At 40.9% G+C, this 16,137-nt stretch carries 10 protein-coding genes, 1 tRNA gene and 1 CRISPR repeat array; of the genes, 3 read left to right on the forward strand and 8 right to left on the reverse strand.

Annotated features, from left to right (window positions below; genetic code table 11):
* The first annotated feature begins 39 nt into the window (after nucleotides 1-39).
* A CRISPR array of direct repeats spans nucleotides 40-307; the repeat unit is 28 nt; unit sequence TTTCTAAGCTGCCTGTGCGGCAGTGAAC.
* A gap of 129 nt (nucleotides 308-436) precedes the next feature.
* The 7 genes from cas6f to ABYB02_RS07685 all read right to left on the reverse strand — a co-directional run bounded on the left by cas6f (nucleotide 437) and on the right by ABYB02_RS07685 (nucleotide 9,782).
* The gene (gene cas6f / locus ABYB02_RS07655) at nucleotides 437-1,018 is read right to left on the reverse strand and encodes a type I-F CRISPR-associated endoribonuclease Cas6/Csy4 (RefSeq protein ID WP_372761879.1); all 582 of its coding nucleotides are present in this window, start codon (nucleotides 1,016-1,018) and stop codon (nucleotides 437-439) included.
* Between the two features lie 9 nt (nucleotides 1,019-1,027).
* Nucleotides 1,028-2,023 (reverse strand): type I-F CRISPR-associated protein Csy3, encoded by a 996-nt coding sequence (csy3, locus tag ABYB02_RS07660; protein WP_372761880.1) that lies wholly within the window; start codon nucleotides 2,021-2,023, stop codon nucleotides 1,028-1,030.
* Nucleotides 2,024-2,040: 17 nt separating this feature from the next.
* On the reverse strand, nucleotides 2,041-3,075 hold the full coding sequence (gene csy2 / locus ABYB02_RS07665; protein ID WP_372761881.1) for a type I-F CRISPR-associated protein Csy2: 1,035 nt from the start codon (nucleotides 3,073-3,075) through the stop codon (nucleotides 2,041-2,043).
* Nucleotide 3,076: 1 nt separating this feature from the next.
* Nucleotides 3,077-4,429 (reverse strand): type I-F CRISPR-associated protein Csy1, encoded by a 1,353-nt coding sequence (gene csy1 / locus ABYB02_RS07670; protein WP_372761882.1) that lies wholly within the window; start codon nucleotides 4,427-4,429, stop codon nucleotides 3,077-3,079.
* On the reverse strand, nucleotides 4,420-7,830 hold the full coding sequence (cas3f, locus tag ABYB02_RS07675; protein ID WP_372761883.1) for a type I-F CRISPR-associated helicase Cas3f: 3,411 nt from the start codon (nucleotides 7,828-7,830) through the stop codon (nucleotides 4,420-4,422). Before cas3f ends, csy1 begins: the two co-directional genes overlap by 10 nt.
* Nucleotides 7,827-8,804, reverse strand: coding sequence for a type I-F CRISPR-associated endonuclease Cas1f (gene cas1f / locus ABYB02_RS07680; RefSeq protein ID WP_372761884.1), 978 nt, complete (start codon nucleotides 8,802-8,804; stop codon nucleotides 7,827-7,829). Before cas1f ends, cas3f begins: the two co-directional genes overlap by 4 nt.
* A gap of 135 nt (nucleotides 8,805-8,939) precedes the next feature.
* A complete protein-coding gene (locus ABYB02_RS07685; protein WP_372761885.1) occupies nucleotides 8,940-9,782 on the reverse strand; it encodes a WYL domain-containing protein in 843 nt (280 codons plus the stop codon).
* A gap of 314 nt (nucleotides 9,783-10,096) precedes the next feature.
* On the opposite strand from ABYB02_RS07685, the gene ABYB02_RS07690 reads away from it, so the two are divergent.
* The 3 genes from ABYB02_RS07690 (at nucleotide 10,097) to ABYB02_RS07700 (ending at nucleotide 15,887) form a co-directional block, all read left to right on the forward strand.
* Nucleotides 10,097-11,272, forward strand: a complete 1,176-nt coding sequence (locus ABYB02_RS07690; protein ID WP_372761886.1) for a hypothetical protein — start codon at nucleotides 10,097-10,099, stop codon at nucleotides 11,270-11,272.
* A 184-nt stretch (nucleotides 11,273-11,456) separates the two neighbouring features.
* Nucleotides 11,457-14,099, forward strand: coding sequence for a CHASE domain-containing protein (locus ABYB02_RS07695; protein WP_372761887.1), 2,643 nt, complete (start codon nucleotides 11,457-11,459; stop codon nucleotides 14,097-14,099).
* 129 nt (nucleotides 14,100-14,228) lie between these two features.
* Nucleotides 14,229-15,887, forward strand: a complete 1,659-nt coding sequence (locus ABYB02_RS07700; protein WP_372761888.1) for a diguanylate cyclase domain-containing protein — start codon at nucleotides 14,229-14,231, stop codon at nucleotides 15,885-15,887.
* A gap of 157 nt (nucleotides 15,888-16,044) precedes the next feature.
* Here the strand turns inward: ABYB02_RS07700 and ABYB02_RS07705 are convergent.
* Nucleotides 16,045-16,134: transfer RNA gene (locus ABYB02_RS07705), tRNA-Ser, on the reverse strand.
* Nucleotides 16,135-16,137: the final 3 nt, after the last annotated feature.

The raw sequence follows: 16,137 nt of genomic DNA on the forward strand, positions 1-16,137 counted from the left end.
AGTGAACCTGCGCCACTTACAGCGAGGTCGGTACACTCATTTCTAAGCTGCCTGTGCGGCAGTGAACGCCATCCCTGTTTTAGCGTATGGCTTTTTATTTTTCTAAGCTGCCTGTGCGGCAGTGAACTTTTTAGTATGGATAATTCTTTACTGGTGTCATTTCTAAGCTGCCTGTGCGGCAGTGAACACGAGCAAGGCAACTACTTGTCAGGGCGTAAATTTCTAAGCTGCCTGTGCGGCAGTGAACTATCTATGACTGCTACATTTGCCATTGCCAGCTTTCTAAGCTGCCTGTGCGGCAGTGAACAATAGAATATCAGCATAAAAATAAGTTACAACAAGCGATTAAGGTAAATTATGACTTTTTACCTTATATTTATCGTTTATTGTAACTCATTGTTTAATTGACTAATTTTTAAAGAGCAAATATAAAGGGTTAAAAACAAGGTACGGTGGCTATTTCCTTACCTAATCCGTAACAATTAAATTCCCCCTCTTTCATATTGCTGGCAATTTTATGCTCAATAAAAAGTTTAAATTGTTTATCTTTCGTTAAACTTCTAACATTAATAAATGGCAATGTAGATTGTTCGTCATCAAAACCCTCATAATGTTGTAACGCTTGCTCATACGACTCATCATGTCGTTTAGCCCTGCGTCTTGCTAGTCGTTCTCTATTGGTTGTAAATTGCTTGCGCCTAAAACTAGCATACTTATCTACTGATTCAGGCACCGCTTTGATAGATGAGATATGCACATAATCTTCAAAACGCTTTAACCAATGTTGAATGTTTAATTGTTTTAATCGCTGCTCTTCTTTTACCAACAAGCGCAATTTATTGCCTAATGGATAAGCTTTATCAGCGTAGTTAGGAAATGCTATTGCAATTGCCGATTCGTTTTCAGCTACTTTATTTTCGACCAATGCGATATGTACTTGCTGGTAAACTTTTTGCCAGATAAAACCTAGATTGGCTTCATCATCTGGCAATAACGTGATGTCGAGGTAGTAGTTCATGATTATTCCTTATTCGCCAAATACACCACCGCGTATTAACATAGCCATAATATAATGTTGTTGTTCAAGCTCTGGTTCTTTGTTTTTTAACATCCATCCATCAAGTAGCTTGTAAAAATCCATACTCTGTTTTGGCTGTCGGTATGCAGCACCTCTGTTAGTCACTGAACCATAAGGTTCTACTGCTATAGGGCCAATTTCTTCTGCTTCACAGTGCCATGTATCTATGGTGCGTAAGGCATTTCCTATTTTTTGTGAATGCATTGCTGCTTGGCCATCTAATTGATATAGAAACTTACTCTTATCGCCCTTACCACCACCCATTACTAATTCTTGTGACGGGTAAACGGCTTGTCCTTGCCCTAACTGACTATAAGCTTCAACTTTAATCAAGGCATGCTCTTCGGTCAGCCCTAGCTGAATAATTTTTGCTAATTCATCTACTTGTTGATTTTCTTCAAAATCACGAAGGCTAAATTCATAACTATTAAAGGTAAATTGCTTTCTATTTTCTTTATTGCCCGCAGTAACAACCACTTTAACTGTTTCTGCGCCTACACGGTTGCGCCATAAAAAACGCCCATTGGCAATGTTATGTGCATAACGTTTCGCTAACTCTTTAAATTCTGTTGAAATTTGGTATTGCTTTACTTTCTCAGCTAATGCACTTTGATATGCAGGATCATTGCAGGTCGAAGGAACGTGTAAGTTGCTTAACACGCGTAGGGTAAAGACTAACTTTAAGGTATCTGCACTGTGAGGTAATGCCGCAACATCAACCGTTTGTAGGTTCGCTTTTGATACTTCGGCATCCAGCTTAGCAGGATCATTTGCTACAGCAGCCTTTAGACGGTTTGAAATAGTACCACGTACTGCTTTTTCGCCCACTAAAATAGGCTGCCACATGTTTTCATCAACATTCCCTGCGAACATCAGGGCATCAGATGGGATTAATTTTGCTTCAAAAGCTAATACTGAAGGGGTTTTTAGTTTTACGTCTGCCATGGTTAAATCTCCATTTTTTATAAAAAGTCAGGGTCAAATACGGTGTCACTTGCTTGTGATTCTGTATCTGGTTCTAAAATAGTTGTTGTCGTTTTTGCTGTTTTGGCTACATACCAAGGGGTTTGATGGGTATAACACCAAACACCATTATTAATTTCTTTTAACCGATGAACGCTTTGCCATTCGCCAACGCTATAAGCCGTTTCGGCAAATGCAACAGGTACAGTTTTGTCTCGCACGTTTTCGACCTCACCGGCTGCATACAATTCTGAAATAGCGTAATAACCTGCCGCTATGGGCACTAAATAACCTGCATTGGGTTTTGCAACATACTCCCAATTGGCTTTTATTTTTGTGCTTTCTTCGCTTTCTTCACTTGCAGCGTTCTCTTGGGGGGGGTCTATTTGTTCAATTTCACCAGCTTGATTTTCAACTGCCGTGGCTTGGTATTTTAATTTGGCAAGGTCGCACCACGCATCAAACATACTTGTATTTTGTTGCTTTGCTTGGAGTGCTGAAAAATGCGCTTCGAGATAGTCACTTCTATCGAGTAATACAAAGCCCGGCATTAAACGGCGCAATGCTTTTTGCTGTGCTAGTTCATCATTTAATACTTCACATGATTCAAAACCAGTTATCTGCCCACCAGCTAGGCGCATGGTAGGAATTGAGGTGCGTATTTTTTCTTGTAATAGCTGCTGTGTTGCTTGATCGCCTGCAACTAAGCCTTCTACTTCAATTAATAATGAGATTTGCATATTCATGCGCCCTTCTTCGTTAATCGGGGCAGTATTGCCGTGTTGTGTTAGTGGGTTGCGTGTTAGGGCGAATACATAATCACCCCACCCTTTAGGCTGTCGTACATGGACATTATTTTTGTGACTGATCACTGCCACACCGCCCAACGTCACCTGAAGGTTTTCTGGTAATTTTCGCGACAACGCATGAGCAAAACCTAAAAAATTAGTAATGGCAGGAAAACCATAAGTTAAGCCTGCAATCGCGTTAGCATTTTGCACGTTAAGTTTTTTAAGCAGAATATATTGCTGCATATTATTGTTCTCCCAACTTTGGTGTGTGGCGTTCAAACGCTTTTAATTCATGTAAACACAACTTTTTGAAATATTGTTGCTCAACATCGCCCAACAAATAATGCTGTTTATTTTCAAGTTTACGTAGCAACCAAAGTGAAAAGTCGTTAGCGACAACTTCCAACCAATCGCCCTTCTCTCGTGCTGTCTGAAAGGTAGCGCTAGGGTTATTTACATCTAGCCAAAGTGCATGTTCATGTTTCATTTTGCTTTCAGTATTATTTGCCCACCCCGCGTGTTCAATTAGGCTTTGAATTTGCACTGCATGATTAAATAAGCTGTCGAGTAAAGGCTGAACAAAGCCATAATCACGTTTATAACGCGTTTTGAAGTTTCTATCTTGCTCGGTAAGCCCTGTTAAAAAGGCTTTAAATTCACGTATAAGCATTGATGTTTTAAAACCAAATTCACGATTGAAAATTGATGCGCTGGTTAACGGTGGTTTACTCTGCGCTTGGTAAGTTGGTGGTGCGCAATTAAGTAGAAAACTTTGACCATAACGCTCGCTATTTAGCTGTGAGATATTTTGAGGTTTAGAGCCCCCAAAGTTTTGTACCGCAGTCGCCGGAAAGTTTTCGTCTAATACTTGATGGAAATGCCCTTTTTTTCGTGCATCACGAATATTTTTTGACTCACCAAAACGCGTTTTAGTAACCTGTTTATGTAGTTCATGAGCAAGTGACGATGAAAATAACGGGCATAATAAATGATATTTTTCAGCGTCATTTCCCTCTAAATTCACGGGGTAATAAAGCTGTTTTGTCAGCGTGTGGCCTGAGCGCTTTTCATCACCTAATGCTTTTTCAAAGCCCAATTGCCACTGGTTAAGTAACGCTTTATCATCAGTGAACGCCTTTAACGCATCGACATGCTTATTTTGCAGCTGATCAATTAAGCTTTCGCCGTGAATGGTTATTTTTAAAAGCTTTGCTACATCAAGTGCTGCTGCATTACCCACGGCATCAATTGCTTTAGACTCCAAACTAGCAGTTGTGATATACCCTAAATTTTGTTGTTCTATGGCAGTCACTAAAATACTGCTCCCTTTTGCGTCACTGTGGGTAAACTTGGCTGCATGTGTCGCTAAACTAATTTGTTTGGCTCGCTTAGCTGCATCCGTTAGCCATTCAGTAGGTTTAAATGCCGCTTCAATCGGTGCTGCTGCTTCATGATATTGCGACTTAGCCATGCTGATTTCGGTAGCATCGTCACTTTTTTCTAGCACCTTATCGCGAGCTTTTTGCAAAGGCTCTAATTTAGTTTGTTTGCGCTGCTCGATATAATCTGCAATCGCCTCACTTAAGGTCAATTCCATTGGTTTTCCTTATTTTTTGATTGCTCATAAACACCTAATTGCGGGTGCCATGACCATGTGATCAATTGTTCTTCTTTCTCTGCTCTTAAATTTATTTCGCCTAATTGCTCGCTGGCTTTTTGTAAGTTGCAGTTGAGTGCTACAGCAAAGTGCTGATAAACATCAGTTGCAGTCTCGTCAAACCACCAATAACAGCCCTCTGCTAATGTAATGTCTTCGTTATTAAAACGACTGTTTTTTAGTGTGTAGCGATAGGGCTTTTGCGTAGTATCTAACTGGCTCCATGTGAGCTGTTCATCTTCATTGATGCGTAAAACAAACGCTTCTTGCATCTGAGATTTTCGGAACTCTGTTTGACGAATAAATTCCGCATTCCAATCAGCATGTGCCGCGGTGCTGGCGCTCCACCAGATATCGGCTTCTTTATAATAGCGATAAAATTCTTTTTTAAATTTTCTCCCGTCCATTACCTCTAAATGAAAACGCAGCGCACGATGCTCTTGTACCATAAATTGCCCCGTTGTTTTTGCAGCACCATATTTTTCAACCACTTCAAAATCAGCCAAGGTGAATTTAGGTTCTATTATTCGAGATATCGCTGAAATATGCGTTAGTTCGTTAGTAATTAGTTCATTCAGGTCATGATTTACTAGTGGCAATGAAGTACTTTCAAAGCCTGGCTTACAATAAGCAGGCGTCTCATTTTTCAAAGCTCTGAGATTTTTATTTAATACCCGCACATTACTAGTGTTTGGTACCTGTTGGCGATGCCTCTGTACTCGCCCCGCTAACTGAATAATGGAGCGCATTGAGCTAGGCTCGGCTATCGCCCAGTCATAATCATGATCACGCCCTACTTCAACCACTGATGTACCAATCACCACAAAAATATGGTTTTTCACTGCACTACTTTTTATAGCGCGTTGTATTTCTGGTTGTTGCCATAACTGCTGTTCATCGTGACGGCTAAGCGCCTTATCTAAGCCGCTTTCTTTAAAGGAGCGCATTGCCAAAGGAAACTGTGAGTGATAAATACAAAAATGAATATGGTGATCACTTTTAGGTGACATACTCAGTAAGCATTTAGCGACTTCGACCATCGGGTTAATATTGGCCATACGTACTACGCCCAATGAGATTTTTTTACCTGACGAGTGTATTACATGATGGCTGTTGTGAAGTTGGTGTAGGTGTTCATAGATAGTGTGAGCAGTAGTTAAGAATTCATTAGCAACAGGTTGATTGCTTGCGCTCTCTAAAGCTACAGGCTCAATATTAATAATTTCACCTTTACGCAATATATCTTGCTCACTGGTGAGTTTTTTCACACGCTTATCAACAAATGCTTTATGGGTTGCGATAAAGTTTTCTTTACTTTCTATTTCCATTGTTTGGCTTTTAAATTCATCAAACCAGCCGCACCATATAGGTTGTTCTTTATCTTTTGGGAATTGCGCTTGATTAAAGTGCTGTCGCCCTGATTGGTATGCAGCAAACAACGCTTTGATTAAAGAAGGTGGCAGTGTTGCAGAAGAAAGCAGAACTCGTGAACCCAACATGCCAGCCCAATTCACTAAACGGCATAATGCAGGTAAGTCTTCTAAACCAAAGTCGTCGGGTTCATCCAACACTAAATCTGAAGTGAGTAAGCGTAACATTGGCGCTATTTGTTTACCGCCACGTTTGCTTTCTGTTGCTGGCATGAGGTGATCGATGGTGCTCACTAATACAGGCGCACTAATAAGCTGTTCTAACTTAGGGCTAGCGCTAAGCCAGTGCTTTAAACGGCCATCGTATATTTGACCTTCATAACTTACAAATAGCTGATCAAATAACTCGTCTGCTGATTCACTACCAGAGCTGATTTTTTCAGGCTCTTTATTAAGTTGATGTAATGTTTTAACCGCTTGAGAACCAACTAATACTGCTAACTCATCATCACCGAGCTTTAATAAGTCACGATAAGCATCCCCTGTTTGCAAGGTTAATGTGCGTAAACCCAATGCAACTGAAAAACGACAACCCTCTTTTTCATCTGACAAACCATACATGACACGTGCATTAGCAATGGTTTTACCACAGCCTGTTGATGCCATATTTACACCAAAAAAACCTCGCTTCTCAGTTGCTTTTGAAATGGCCTTTGCATGAGAAAACGCCTTATCCTGCCAGCGATACTTATCAAGTTCAGCAGGTTTACTAAATAGCTTATGTTGTGCAATTGCAGGCAGCGTATATTTTAGTGCTGGTAAGTTTTGAGCAAAGCGCTGAGCATTAACGGCTACACCAATATTATGTTCATCAAGTTGTTGCTTGGCCTTATGACTTGATTGCTGTGCGTTTTGTCTATCTGTATTGGCGATCGCTTTATACTGAACATCTCGCCAAACTGTTTTTGACTTTTCAATTGGTAAAGAAGAATAGTAGTGATCGGCAAGCATTAGCGACAATCTTGCCATATGACTGACAAAGCGCTGTTCAAACCATTGTATTTCACCGGTAAACAATAAAGGCGTATTTAAAGCCCGTTTTGCTAAGCGGCTCGCTTTATGCTGCCAAGGCTTACTGACAAAAGGTGTTCCTTGGGTAAAAAGCCAGTTTTGTGAAATTGTTTTAGCACTATATTTATCAAGGTCGATAGCATTAGCTGAATTCCAGTGACAATCAAAGCAACGAGACAACCACTTATCAATGTCTTTAATTTGGACAGCATCACCATTAGCCATAGGTAGACGATGATGCGATACGATCAACCAGCCAACTAACTTTGCAAAAGGAGCAAGGTCGTCAAATGCGCGTTGATTGCCCTCTCCATCAATAAACAGGTTACTGAGCACTTGTTTTTCTACTTCAACACCGTGGCAGTTTTCAAAAATACTCGCTAATTGACCTAGCCAATCGTTATCTGTTTTCCCTTTTGTGAATGCTTCAAATAAACGCAGCGATACCCACTCATGGCGGTAAGGTTCACCTTTTGACTCCGTTAAGCCCTTTAACTTTTGTTGGAATAAATCATTTGCTTTACCAAAGTCATGAAATAACCCCGCCATGCTTGATGCCAAAACGACTATTTCATTTAAATACCAGCCTTGTTCCCATTCCTTATGATCTAAGTTAAGTGAGGTACGATTAACAGGCACTATGCCTTGTTCATTAAATTTCAATCTATTTCCTACAATCCACAATAACTGACTTCGTGAGCGGCTTCTGATCCAGTGACAACTTACCGCGGTGCTGCGGCTTGCTGTTTTGCGCAGCATTTTTTTAACGGTAAGCAAACCATCTTCAGTGATCAGGGTCTGCCACGTGTTGTCGCCAATGCGATTGGCAAAGGCATCGAGTACACGACGTGTTTTTTTCAGGGCATTTTTTTCGCATTGAGAGACGAACGTGACCATCATAGGTTTTGTGCCTCTATCTCTTCGTCAGAATGGCTTTGTAAAGCGATTTGTTTAACGGTATCAAACATAAAGTCGAGTGACTTATGATCGGTAAATGCTTGTAATACTTGTTGGCGAAATTCTTGTTCGGTGGCGTTTTCTTTGGCGCATATGAACGCCCACGGCAATACCTGTGCATCCTTTATTAAGTCGGCTATATCGAACACTAAAGCGCCGCGGCGTGTTTTACCGTGCATAACGGCAAAGCCATGCGGAATACCCAGTACCCACAAACAACTGGCTGCCAGACCATATGCTAAGTAATTGCCGTGATTGAGAAAGTCATTAGCTTTATCGGTGCTTTGGTGCTGGCGTTTAAATGTGTTTGCACCAGTATTATTTGCGGCGTATTTATAAAGCACTTTAGTTAATTGTGCTTCGGTAAGTAATAGTTCGGCTTGTTTAGTGGCTGCAGCTGTACGCGCTTGAAAAGTTGTTAACGCATGTTGAATTTGTTCACTGTGGAAGTCAAACCCTTCACTTGTTAAGTCGCGATCTTTACTCCACACTCTTTGTAGGTAGTTAATGCGTGCCTGCTGAATTGTTTTTGCCGCTAATAAGCGTTTTTCATCATCAAACCAAAATTGCAGCCAACCATGTAAGTATTCCGTGGGTCTATATTCACTTTGTGGGGTTAACCATTCGACTTCGCAGGCCATATGCAATGGCGTGCCCCCGCCACCACAAAAACCAACCAATACGCCTGCTTGTGCCAGCATTCGCATTGCAGCTTGAGTTATTGAAGTACCATTTCCAAGGAGCAAAACGGTCGTATTAGCTATTGGAATATTGAAGTATTGATTCTCATTTTTTGCTTCGCTTAGGTATAAAACACGGCCATCTTTTTGCATTACGCGGCAATACTCTAGGTAAAACATATTGGCACGTTTAGAGTGCAATATGGCTTTTAAATCGCTGGGGCTAAAGTCGTCCATGTTTTCCTTCCTTGTTATTTATTTTTGTTTACCCTACTGCTTGCTAGGTTTTTGAGCAACACTGTGTATTTATCACCTGTCGTATTTTTAAGCAGGTTTTTTCACCCACCTAAAGCGTTAATTTGTTCTTTAATATTACGGCATATAAGGCTGTAACGCGGCTAGGCAATCTGGGCTAAGTATTATTTGCTGCGCGGCTGGATTGGTTTGGTAACTATCTACACGTAGTTGTTTTAATAAATAAAGTAATAAAGCGGCACGCACTTGTAAGGTACGTTTATAGTGCCCATTGGGCTGCAAAGTCATTTGATGATCGAGGGCTATAATATGGGCTTTATTGGCAGGTAAACGTGGGTCGGGCTCTATACTTACATTGAGCAGGGTTTGCCATAATGTGTCGTGATGTTGGGCAAATGCTGCATCGCCTTCAATCTCGTATTCACCATTAAAACGCGTTAGGACAAAATCACGAAAATCACGATTTTTTTCACAATAGGCGCGTACATGCCATCGACTGCCATCAAAAACGAGGGTGTGCGGACTAATAATACGCGACTCAAACTCTGGGCTTGATAACGATGCATAACCTACATCAATGCGTTGTTGATGTTTTAGCGCCTGTAATACGCCCATTATTTTATCAGGCTTCACAGGCACTAAAGGCGATACCATGCTGGTAAAGTGATTCAAAATATGGCGTTGCATGCTTTGCGCTGTAATATTTAAATAGCTACTTAAATCACTTAAACCCTGAGTAGGTGTAAACTGTGCGGTTTGCTCATAGCCTTTTTTTGAGGCGTTATAGACTAACGTGTGCGGATAATGGTGTAGGTAATCTTGAATATATTTAGACGCACTAGAGCGGCTAATATTAAAATGCTGTTGTAAGTGATTGGTGGTAAGTCGCCCTTCCCAATAAACAATGAGCTCTATAAAATAAAAGCGTTGCACCGTATCGTAACTGAGCTGTAGGCTCATGCTTATCCTTAGCTGAAAATCCCTAATTACAAAGTACCAAAATAAATTATTATTGCAACACTAAGCTCGCAAAGACTAGCGCGAATAGTCGCGACCTTGGAGGTTGACAGAGTTAAATAACCTAATAATGAGCACTACCGCGCATTACCCCCTCGTGCACAAACACATAAAACACAACTAAAGGGTTAAATAAAAGTACTTAAGCCCGTTTAAACCGTTAAATTATCTTATCCGCATAGTTATTTAGTCTTATAGTGAGCTGTTTTTAAATTTTTTGTAAGTATAATGCCGAAAATTCAAAATGAGTGCGTAGCATGAAAAACAAACTATTAACCATATGTACTATAAGCCTATTTTTAGCGGGCTGTTCAGGGGGCGAGTCGTCAGAGCAATCAAGTGGTAATGGCAGTACTAATACACCGCAAATCAGTGGCTCTTTTCACCACAGTGCCGACACTGGCATTTATTATTCGCCGGTGATTAATAATGATCAGCAGGCTGATTATTTTATGGGGGTGAACTCTCAACATTGCCAAAGCGCGTATCGCGATTACTATTATGAAAGCGACAATACACTGGTGTTTGGCAACCCTAACCTACCGAAAGCTGACTTTGCGCAAGCCGCTTCGTGGGTAGAAGCGAATTTGAGTCATTCTTTAGCTGCAATGCAGCTGTCGCATAATGACTATTTTACCGCACGCAGTAACGTAAGACTGTTTGCCAGGCTGGCATTACAACATGCACTCACTAACTTGCATCAACCGGGCGATAGTTACGGCAACTTTGTTTACCCTGATAATATTAATAATGAAAATGACAAACAAGCGTGGGCATTTACACAAGCAAATAGCGCAAGTTTACACCAGCTCACTGATGCACTGATTGCCGATAAATACAATGGCTTCACCGCGCAAAACCAGCTCACCCTCGCACCAAAAATATACGTTTGCTTACACGAAAACACCACACCAACGGGCTGGGGGGAAGGCCATATTGCGGGGATTAATATTGGGGCTCCTTCACTGTATCAGCCTCATAACGTCGATAAACTAGTGGCCCATGAACTTATTCATACCATTCAACATGCAATCACCACCAATACCTCCGGCTTTCATTTGCCGCGTTGGTTTAGCGAAGGGCAAGCTGTGCTATTAAGCAATATGCAGGTAGCCAATAAATCGCAGTATGCTGAATATGATCCCACGAGAGTAATTAACTTTCATGATGAATATGGCGATCCAGCCGTAGCTTATGAGCATTACGGCTTAGCCTACCAGTATTTAGAAGACGCTAATCAACGCTCGCAACTACTGCGTTTAATGACGCAGCTAAAACTGGCTGTAAACCTTAATACTTGGCAAACAAACGAAGCTGAAAATCAGCAGTACCGCAGCATTTTTAATGCGTTAATGCTAGATATACAGGGTAACCCGCTTACGGTGGAAAACTTTCGCGTAAATTACCATGCCATTATGAACGACTACCAGTAAACCTACTATTTACTTCACTCAGTCATACTTAACTATGCTGAGTGAAGCCTGCAACAACTCAACCTTACGTGTTCTTCTGGCCTGTTAAAGTCTCTGCTTACTAAATGCTAAACTATTATGAAATAAGTGTTATATTAAATATTCAGCATTAAACAGTGCATTTAATTTACAAAAGGACAGTTGCATGATTGCCAAGCACCACAGAAAAAAAGGTCTTCATTGGCAACTTGCTATTCAGCTCATGCTGCTTATTGTTGGCGTATTTTTTACCTATGCGCAGCATCAGCAATACCAACAGCAACTCAATGAAAAAATCAGCCACGCATTAAATAAGCGCCTGTCATTTTTATCTACAGGGATCAGCGATAGATTAGAGCTCTATAAATACGGCTTAAGCTCGTTACGAGGGCTATTGCATGGCGTGGGTATTAATAATTTAAATTACCAAGTTATTGCTAACTACTCGAACAGTCGAAATTACGCGTTGGAATTTCCCGGCGCAAACGGCATTGGCTATATTAAGCGTGTAGCAACGCACGATGTCAGCGACTTTATTAACACGGCCCGTGCCGACCGCCCCGACAACACGTTTAACCTGCGTGTACTATCTCCCCACAACGAAGCACGATTTATTATTCAATATATTTTTCCAGAGGCAAACAACACCTCAGCGATTGGCCTTGATATTGGCTCTGAGTCAATGCGCCGACAAGCTGCCCTAAACGCCGCGTTATATAACCAAGTACAACTAACGGGGCCTATCACGTTAGTGCAAGCCGATAAAAAAACGCAACAAGGCTTTTTAATTTTACTACCTGTTTATAACAGTATTACCGTGCCAGCCACACAATCTGAGCGCTTACAACAGTTGGTCGGCTGGACCTATTCGCCCCTGTTAATTGATAGCATTTTAAAATCGCTGTCTCAATTTGACGATAATTATTTAACCATTACAGATTTGAATGCAGATGCAGCACTCACATTTTTTAATTACGGCAATAAAAGTGATAGCTCGCCGTTTGTAGTCACCACCACCACCGAGGTTATGGGCCGTAGCTGGAAAATAACCCTGACAGGTTCCAACAGCTTTATTAATAGCCTTAGTTTTCCAAGTAATGTTCAGGCGTTAGTCACCCATATAGTTGTGATAATTTTGGTGATGTTATTAGTGCTCGCGTTACAGTTATTTTTTTACCGTAAAAAACAGCATGAATTAGCGCTGCAACAAACCAATGCAACATTAGAAAGCGAAGTGGCATTACGCACCCAGCAAATTGCCAACATAAGCACATTACAACGCAGTATTTTAAACAGTGCCAGCCAAACAATTATTGCCACTGATAAAAACGGCTTAATTACTGCGTTTAATCCCGCAGCTGAAAAATTATTAGGCTACCAAGCTCGCGATGTAATTGGGGTTGAAACTCCAGCCATTTTTCACTTAGAAAGCGAAGTCGTCGCCAGAGCTAAACAGCTTTCTGCAGAGCTAAACACGCCTATAGCGCCCGGCTTTGAAGTGTTTGTTGTAAAGGCGACGGCCACTGAGCCCGACATAAACCAGTGGACTTACGTAGATTGTAATAATAACCATACCCAAGTTAATTTAAGTGTCACATCATTATTAAACGACGCGGGCGAAGTAGTCGGATTTTTAGGCACCTCGTACGCTTTAACCGAGCAAATTGCCCATGAGCAAGCATTGGCGCATGCTAAAGAATTGGCTGAGCAAGCCTCAGAGGCTAAATCAGACTTTTTGGCTAATATGAGTCATGAGATCCGCACCCCCATGAACGGCATTTTTGGTACTTTACAACTGTTACAAGAACAACCACTCAACACTATAAGTAAAAACTATTTAGACAAGGCGCTGTATTCTACCAAAGCATTAATTACCATTATTAATGACATTCTTGATTTTTCTAAAATTGAAGCCGGAAAATTACTGCTTGAAAGCAGCCCATTTGAGCTCGATGAAGTGATTCATCACCTAGAATCAGATCTGGCCATTCCGGCAAAAGAAAAAGGTATCTACCTACGCTTTGTTTCGCATGTTGAGCATAAATATTGGCATGGCGATGCCGTGCGGATCAGACAAATTTTTCTCAACTTAATTTCTAACGCGATCAAGTTCACCCGCCAAGGTGGCGTCACAGTTGAGGTGAGTGTAACCGCCGACAATAGAATTTGTTTTGTGGTGTCAGACACTGGAATTGGCATTCCCAAACAAGAGATTACACGGTTATTTCAGCGCTTCGAACAAGCCGAAATGTCGACCACCCGCGAATTTGGCGGCACAGGACTCGGGTTACCGATTACTTTGTCGTTAATAAACCTAATGAATGGAGAAGTCGAGGTACACAGTGAACTTGATGTGGGGAGTCAATTCACCGTGTACTTACCACTTCCAAAAGCCAGTATTGCGAGCAAAAATTATGATGAAAAACAGTTAAGCTACCCTGACCTAAGCGATAAAACCATTTTAGTGGCTGAAGATAACCCTGTTAATCAGTTAGTGGTCAGCGCTATGCTAGCCCCCTGTAAGGCAAAAATACTCATGGCCAATAACGGCTTTGAAGCGATAAGTTTATATGAATCATCACACCCCGATATCATTTTAATGGACATTCAAATGCCTAAAATGGACGGTTTACAAGCATGTAAACGCATTAAAAAGAAAAATAGTGAGCAACGCATTATTGCCCTCACCGCGAATGTATTGACCGAGCAAAAACTCATCTATCAACAATTGTTTGACGGTTACCTATCAAAGCCACTTGAAAAGAAATATTTAGTGAGGGTACTTAATACGCTCCGTAAAGAACAATAGCGTGAAAAAATTTGCGCTTAATCTTAGTTTTTAAATTTTACAAAAAAATTACTTTTAATGGCATTTAAATGCCCATCCACTTAAGAAAATACACTATAATTTGTTGGCTTTTCAATTTTTAGGTTTTTCATGCTGCGTTTTATTTGTTTGTACAGTTGTTTGCTTATTCAAATCATATTTTTAAAGGTACAAGCGCAGCCGTTATCACTTGATCAGCACACCCAGATCCAAGCGCCTGGTTGGCGTCATGTTACGTTAGCGCCTAACTCAATTGAAAAACAACTTATACAGAGCTATTCATTTCATGATACCCCACTTACTACATTAGCTGCAGAGCGTGGCGCAGCCATTGCCAAAATACCGTTAGCGGCTAAAGATGCTGGCAGTTGGATTGTCTCGCTCAGTGTTAATTACCTCGATAGCGGATTCGCTTTTTGGCAAGATGCCTCTGGCATAAAGAAAGTGGCTGATTTTTCACAAAATCATTTAGCGCAAACAGCCATTATTATGCATTCTCAAGCATTTAAATTAACGTTTACAGAGCCTGCCAATGGTACCTTATGGCTTTATCTGCATGCTAAGCATTACGCTAAACCGGTTAACGTGACGATTGATCCTGAAAATACATTTATTCATCAGCAGTTCTTAATCAATACGCTCAGCATTATTGCCATTACTGTGATGCTTACCTTAGCCTGCATGGCGTTAATCTTATATTTTAAAACACATTACAGTGTAGCGTTATACTGTGCGGGTTATATTGGTTTACATGGTGTTGGCTGGGCATGTGCTGCGGGGTTGTTTGGCGCATTTTTTCAATTTAAACACCTTAATTCGCACTATTTGGGCATGTATATTTTTTCGTTTGCCATCGCTTCAGCTAGCGCATTTGCTTATTATTTATTTAATTTTCAGCGATACCCCACTACACGGCTCGGTTTATGTTTAAAGTACTTTGCCATGTTTGCAATTATCTGCGGCTTTATAAATTTATTGTTACCATTTCACTGGGTATTTTATTTAGCCCATCTGTTAGCCGCAATTTGGGTGCTATTAAGTTTGCAGTTAGGTTTTACCATGTTTGGCTTAAAAGACTTTAGAGCCAAGTATTTTTTAATAGGTAATCTTGTTTATAGTGTGTCGTTAATCGTTTTTATATTATCTCATCTTAATATACTGGTTATTAGCTCACCCGAATTATGGGTGCTCACGGCCTTAGCCATAGATTGTATTTGTATTTTGCTTTCCCTATCGGAGTGGTTAAAGTTAAAACAACATGATTACATTCAGGCGCTACAGCAATCGCGCATTGACCCACTAACAAAAGCGGGTAATCGGTTACAGTTACAAGAAAACCTCGATAAACTTGGTGAGTTTTATTTAATTGCCTTTATAGATTGCGATGGCATAAAAAGTATCAATGATCAGTTAGGTCACTCTCATGGCGACGCACTGCTGATTGAGGTAACACAATTACTAAAGCAGGCTGTAGGTAAGCAAGGTGAAGTGTACCGAACTGGGGGGGATGAATTTATTTGCTTATTTACTGCCACAACAGCAACAGAGCTAAAAAATTTAACGCAAAGTGTTAGCCGCTCACTCGACCATATTCATCAACAAATTATACAAGCGTGGCCACTTTCTGGGGTCAGTTATGGCTTAGCAAACAGTGCTGAATGCAGCAATTACAGTGAATGTTTAACGTTAGCAGACGAGCGTATGTACAATATAAAACACGCCCGTAAAAAAACGGCTGTAGTGTCAAACGTGGTGCCGGAAAAAGCATAATCCACAATCTCGTTTAGCAATGATACATTACGCACTAAATGAGCGGTAACCTCAGTCCGTTATAATTTGCCGTTGCTCCGAGTCATGTCATATTAAATAAGCTGACTTTATTACAGGCACAAAAAAGGACGCCATGAGGCGTCCTAATATAGAATAATGGTGGAGAGAGAGGGATTCGAACCCTCGTTAGGGATTAACCTAAACACACTTTCCAGGCGTGCGCCTTCAGCCACTCAGCCATCTCTCCACA

It is taken from the genome of Pseudoalteromonas sp., assembly GCF_041613455.1.
Taxonomy (GTDB): domain Bacteria; phylum Pseudomonadota; class Gammaproteobacteria; order Enterobacterales; family Alteromonadaceae; genus Pseudoalteromonas.

Coding starts and splice junctions, on each gene's coding strand:
- cas6f (WP_372761879.1), bottom strand. CDS start 1,018: ATGAACTACTACCTCGACATCACGTTATTGCCAGATGATGAAGCCAAT.
- csy3 (WP_372761880.1), bottom strand. CDS start 2,023: ATGGCAGACGTAAAACTAAAAACCCCTTCAGTATTAGCTTTTGAAGCA.
- csy2 (WP_372761881.1), bottom strand. CDS start 3,075: ATGCAGCAATATATTCTGCTTAAAAAACTTAACGTGCAAAATGCTAAC.
- csy1 (WP_372761882.1), bottom strand. CDS start 4,429: ATGGAATTGACCTTAAGTGAGGCGATTGCAGATTATATCGAGCAGCGC.
- cas3f (WP_372761883.1), bottom strand. CDS start 7,830: ATGATGGTCACGTTCGTCTCTCAATGCGAAAAAAATGCCCTGAAAAAA.
- cas1f (WP_372761884.1), bottom strand. CDS start 8,804: ATGGACGACTTTAGCCCCAGCGATTTAAAAGCCATATTGCACTCTAAA.
- ABYB02_RS07685 (WP_372761885.1), bottom strand. CDS start 9,782: ATGAGCCTACAGCTCAGTTACGATACGGTGCAACGCTTTTATTTTATA.
- ABYB02_RS07690 (WP_372761886.1), top strand. CDS start 10,097: ATGAAAAACAAACTATTAACCATATGTACTATAAGCCTATTTTTAGCG.
- ABYB02_RS07695 (WP_372761887.1), top strand. CDS start 11,457: ATGATTGCCAAGCACCACAGAAAAAAAGGTCTTCATTGGCAACTTGCT.
- ABYB02_RS07700 (WP_372761888.1), top strand. CDS start 14,229: ATGCTGCGTTTTATTTGTTTGTACAGTTGTTTGCTTATTCAAATCATA.